The organism is Parasphingorhabdus sp. (assembly GCF_049667325.1).
Classification (GTDB): Bacteria; Pseudomonadota; Alphaproteobacteria; order Sphingomonadales; family Sphingomonadaceae; genus Parasphingorhabdus.
On the sequence record NZ_JBATHY010000296.1, the window covers coordinates 1 to 4,595 of the forward strand.

General features: G+C 57.5%; 6 protein-coding genes. 5 read left to right on the forward strand and 1 reads right to left on the reverse strand.

Annotation, left to right across the window (positions count from 1 at the left end):
• Positions 1 to 1,295 (reverse strand): ATP-binding protein (locus WBM93_RS13035; RefSeq protein WP_424432295.1); only part of this gene is annotated, 1,295 nt, incomplete at its 3' end.
• Between the two features lie 276 nt (positions 1,296 to 1,571).
• Between WBM93_RS13035 and WBM93_RS13040 the strand changes: the two genes are divergently transcribed.
• From WBM93_RS13040 to WBM93_RS13060, 5 genes are all read left to right on the forward strand, one after another.
• Positions 1,572 to 1,973 (forward strand): PaaI family thioesterase, encoded by a 402-nt coding sequence (locus WBM93_RS13040; protein ID WP_424432296.1) that lies wholly within the window; start codon positions 1,572 to 1,574, stop codon positions 1,971 to 1,973.
• Between the two features lie 76 nt (positions 1,974 to 2,049).
• The gene (locus WBM93_RS13045) at positions 2,050 to 2,547 is read left to right on the forward strand and encodes a hypothetical protein (RefSeq protein ID WP_424432297.1); all 498 of its coding nucleotides are present in this window, start codon (positions 2,050 to 2,052) and stop codon (positions 2,545 to 2,547) included.
• A gap of 257 nt (positions 2,548 to 2,804) precedes the next feature.
• On the forward strand, positions 2,805 to 3,932 hold the full coding sequence (locus WBM93_RS13050) for an Acg family FMN-binding oxidoreductase (RefSeq protein ID WP_424432298.1): 1,128 nt from the start codon (positions 2,805 to 2,807) through the stop codon (positions 3,930 to 3,932).
• A gap of 11 nt (positions 3,933 to 3,943) precedes the next feature.
• Positions 3,944 to 4,402 carry a MarR family winged helix-turn-helix transcriptional regulator gene (locus tag WBM93_RS13055; protein ID WP_424432299.1) on the forward strand — a complete coding sequence of 153 codons (459 nt, stop codon included), beginning with the start codon at positions 3,944 to 3,946 and terminating at the stop codon, positions 4,400 to 4,402.
• A gap of 105 nt (positions 4,403 to 4,507) precedes the next feature.
• On the forward strand, positions 4,508 to 4,595 hold an 88-nt coding region (locus WBM93_RS13060), incomplete at its 3' end, for a hypothetical protein (RefSeq protein WP_424432300.1).

Genomic DNA, 4,595 nt, shown 5'->3' on the forward strand with positions numbered 1-4,595 from the left:
GAGGCGATATCCATCGCGCCCTTGCGCCGCGTCAGTTCGCGCGCTTTTTTCGCCGCTTCGCGGGCAGCAGCGGCGTCGATCACTTTTTGCACGACCATCGCCGCATTCTGCGGATTTTCCTCGAGCCATTCGGCGAGCTTGTCGGCCATCAGGCTTTCCAGCGGCTGCCGCACTTCGGAAGAGACCAGCTTGTCCTTGGTCTGTGAACCGAATTTCGGGTCGGGCAGCTTGACAGATACGATGGCGGTCAGCCCTTCGCGCATATCGTCGCCGGTCAGCTTGACCTTCTCTTTCTTGAGCGCGCCGGAGCTTTCGGCATAATTGTTCAATGTCCGGGTCAGCGCCGAGCGGAACGCCGCCAGATGGGTGCCGCCATCGCGCTGCGGTATGTTGTTGGTGAAGCAGAGGACATTTTCATAATAGCTGTCATTCCACTCCAGCGCGACGTCGATGATGACATCGTCGCGGTCGCCGTGGATCGAGATCGGGTCGGGCACGAGCGGTGTTTTATTGCGGTCGAGGTACTGGACGAATGCGGCGATTCCGCCTTCGTAGAACAGGTCGATTTCTTTCGCCTCTTCATGCCGGGCGTCGCGCAGGATGATATGCACACCGCTGTTGAGAAAGGCGAGCTCGCGATAGCGGTGCTCGAGCTTATCGAAATCAAATTCGGTGATCTTGAACGTCGCGGGAGACGGAAAAAAGGTCACTTTCGTGCCCTTCTTATGTCCGGTTGCGTTGTCCGCTGGTGGAGCATCGCCAACCACTGCCAGCGGCCGCACCGCTTCGCCAAATTCAAAGCGCATATTATGCTCTTTGCCGTCGCGCCAGATATCCAGTTCCAGCCATTCGGACAGTGCGTTGACCACAGAAACGCCGACACCGTGCAGGCCGCCGGACACTTTGTAGGCATTGTCGTCAGATGTATTCTCGAACTTGCCACCGGCATGGAGCTGGGTCATGATGACCTCGGCCGCCGACACGCCTTCTTCGGTGTGCATGCCGGTCGGAATGCCGCGGCCATTGTCCTCGACCGAAACGCTGCCATCGGGATTGAGCGTGATCAGAATTAGGTCGCAATGCCCGGCGAGCGCTTCGTCGATCGCATTGTCCGAAACCTCGAACACCATGTGATGCAGGCCGCTGCCGTCATCAGTGTCGCCGATATACATTCCGGGGCGCTTGCGAACCGCATCCAGGCCTTTGAGAACCTTGATCGAATCGGCGCCATATTCGTTTTGATTGGAAGACTTGGAAGCATCTTCCGGCATTTCATTTTTGCTAATGTCACTCATCGCCGGACCATAGCCGCTGGAACCCGCAAACCCAAGGGAAATGTAGGATTTTGCGATATTAAAAATATATAAAATCAATGACTTATATTGATTTCCGATTATCCGAAAAATTCGCGCGCAAAGCCATAAAAGTCAGCGATAATCGAGGAGCAAAACGCTGGAGGCTCGGGATTTTTGACCATGTCACCAAAATCCCTTTGTGCCTTCGTGCCTTTGTGCGACATCCATCGCTTCTTCGCGGCTTCGCGTGAATCAATTCAAAAAAGGTCGATAAATATGCCCAATCCAGCCGACATGGTCCCTTTTGCCAAAACCATGGGTATCACCATCACCGCAATGGACAAGGACAAGGTGTGCGGCGAAATGCTGGTCCGGCCGGATATATGCACCGCCGGCAATGGTCGCGGCAGTCCCAGCATCCACGGCGGCGCGGTGATGACCTTCGCCGATGTGCTCGGTGCATTCGGCGGCTTTGCCAATCTGCCCGAGGGATCAAACGGCACGACGACATCCGAAAGCAAGACCAATTTTCTAAGCGCGGCGCCGGTAGGGAGCATCGTCTATGGCGAGGCCACGCCGTTCAAGGTCGGAAGGCGCCAGTCGGTGTGGCAGACAAAAATCACGCTGGAAGACGGGACCCTGGTGGCAGTAGTGACGCAAACCCAGATCGTGTTGTGACGAGCGGCCGAACGGTCTTGTGCAACAATATAATCGCAGCTTCCCAAGGGCCCCGCTTTTGCGCTAAACCATTGCGATGATCAGAACCCTTTTTGCCGCTTCCTTATTGTGTTTGGCCACCACCGCCTGTTCCGAATCCACTGAGGTCAGCGATGATCTGGCTGAAAGCAGCTCCTATCTCGAAAACCCGACCGGCCGGACCGAGCGGGTCGTGACCGGACCATCGGCCAAACCCGTGCGTATTGGCGAAGGCGGTCCCCGTTTCGATGCCTGTCAGTCGGTTGGCGAAGTCGGCGGCCATGTCAGCGGTTCGTTGCCGGTGCTAAGCGCGCCGTTTGATGCAGCCGAAAGAATCGACAATCTCCTCGCTGGCCAGACAGTCTATGTCTGCACCCGCAGCCACGACCAGCAATGGTTCGGCATCGTCTATGACAAGCAGTCCGGCGCGGTCGCCGGCGAAGGCGGTTCGGTCGATTGCGGTGTATCCTCTCCGGTGCGCGCGAAACGCAATTATGACGGACCGTGCAAAAGTGGTTGGGTGGAGAGCTTGTTTGTGGTGCTGGTGGCTGGGTAGGTCCAGATAACCGGCCTGACTTTCTCTGACAGCCTAACTCATCCATATCGTCACCCCAGCGAGGGCGGGGGCCTGAACCGATCTGGCGTCTGTTTGCGATCTTCCGTCACCCACTGCCATTGGTTCGGATCCCAGCCTGCGCCGGGATGACGAATCTCTCATGATCGAATGAAGGCTTTATCGGTATTGGCGTTTCTTGCATTTAATTAGATATCAAACTAAATATTAGTTTATCTAACCAAATCGGAGTTTCTCACATGGTCAGTCGCAGGATGGTTTTGGGTGCAGGTCTCGGTGGTCTCGCTCTGGTTAGTGCGGGCGGTGTCTGGCGGGTCACAAGAATGCCGCAGACCGCTTTTGCGCCATGGAACGTCGATGAAGCGCCGCTGAACGATATCCGGCTCGACGCCTTTCGCCACGCCATCCTCGCTCCCAACCCGCATAACCGGCAGCCCTGGGTCATCCGTCTGATCGGCGAAGACGAAGCCGAGATCAGCTGCGATCTTGCCAAGCGACTGCCCGCCACCGACCCGTTTGACCGGCAGATCACCATCGGTTTTGGAACATTTCTCGAGGTCGCACGAATCACGGCATCCGAGCGTGGCTATGCGATGGAGACCGAAATATTTCCGGACGGAGAAGCGCAGCCCCGCCTCGATGACAGTCCGGTGGCCCGGGTCAAATTTGGCAGGATAGAGGGCGCGGAACGCGATCATTTATTTTCCGCAATCACGCAGCGGCGTTCCAACAAGGAGGTCTATGATCTTTCGAGAAAGGTCAGAGATATCCAGCTTGAAACGATCACCGTCGACGGTGGTTCCTTTTCAGCTGATCCCGAATTTGTCGCGCAGTTGCGAACGCAAATTCTTGCGGCCGTCGATATCGAAATGACCACCACAAAGCCCCATCGCGAAAGCGTCGACCTGATGCGGATCGGCCATCAACAAATCGATGCCAGTCCCGACGGCATATCCCTTAGCGGGCCGTTGATCGAGGCCGGTATCGTCACCGGCCAGATCGACCGCGAGCAGCTTGCAGATCCTACCAGCCGGGCCTTTTCGGTCGGCCTCGAACAATTGCGCGAAACTTATGGTTCGGTGCCGTCGTTGATCTGGATCACCTCGCCCGGCAATAGCCGCGCTGACCAGATCGAGGCGGGCCGGCAATATGTCCGCGCCAATCTGCAGGCAACCATTTTGGGACTTGCCATGCATCCGATGAGCCAGAGCCTGCAGGAATATGAGGCGGTCGCCGGGCCCTATCGCGATGTGCACAGGTTGCTCGGTGCCAAAGGGGAGCAACGGGTCCAGATGCTCGCCCGCGTCGGCTATGGACCGGATATCGGACCCAGCCCGCGCTGGCCGCTCGCCACCCATCTTGCCTAGGCGCGCCGGTGGTGAGCAAAAAAGATCCGCTGGCCTTTGAGGTTTTCAACGAAATCGGGATCATCAACCAGCTGACCAGCGCGTCGTTCACTGCTGTCTTACCCAGAGGCATGACTATCGCGCAGTTCACTGTGCTCAATCATTTTGTCCGGCTGGGTCATGAGGCCCAATCACCGGCGCAGCTGGCCGGCGCCTTTCAGATCACCCGCCCGACGATGACCAGTACTTTGGCGCGAATGGTGAAAGCGGGGTTGGTCGCCATCAAGCCGGACCCCGGCGACGGGCGAGGCAAGCTGGTGTCCGTTACGGCAGAGGGACGAAAAATGCGGGAGATTTGCTTGCAGCGGCTGGCGGAGCCGCTGGCGGACGCCGATGCTGCATTGTCTCGCGAGACTTTGGCGGCTTTATTGCCATTGTTGCAGGACGTCCGCGCAAAGCTCGACCGGTTGCGAGACCGACCGCCTGAATGACCGGAAGGGTCAATCGGAGGTAGGAGATTGGGGCAGAAGCTTGAATATTTGGCGACAGTCGCGGTTGATTGCGGGTTCAGGATTCATAAGGACCTGGGGCCGGGTTTGCTGGAGACGGTTTATGAACGGGTATTGGCCAGACGCATCGAGCGCCGTGGGATTAAGAATGGACCGGCAAAAGCCGGTCGAGATA

What these genes read in the sequence shown, in the direction of transcription:
- WBM93_RS13040 (WP_424432296.1), top strand. Translation starts at nt 1,572, where the DNA reads ATGCCCAATCCAGCCGACATGGTCCCTTTTGCCAAAACCATGGGTATC.
- WBM93_RS13050 (WP_424432298.1), top strand. Translation starts at nt 2,805, where the DNA reads ATGGTCAGTCGCAGGATGGTTTTGGGTGCAGGTCTCGGTGGTCTCGCT.
- WBM93_RS13045 (WP_424432297.1), top strand. Translation starts at nt 2,050, where the DNA reads ATGATCAGAACCCTTTTTGCCGCTTCCTTATTGTGTTTGGCCACCACC.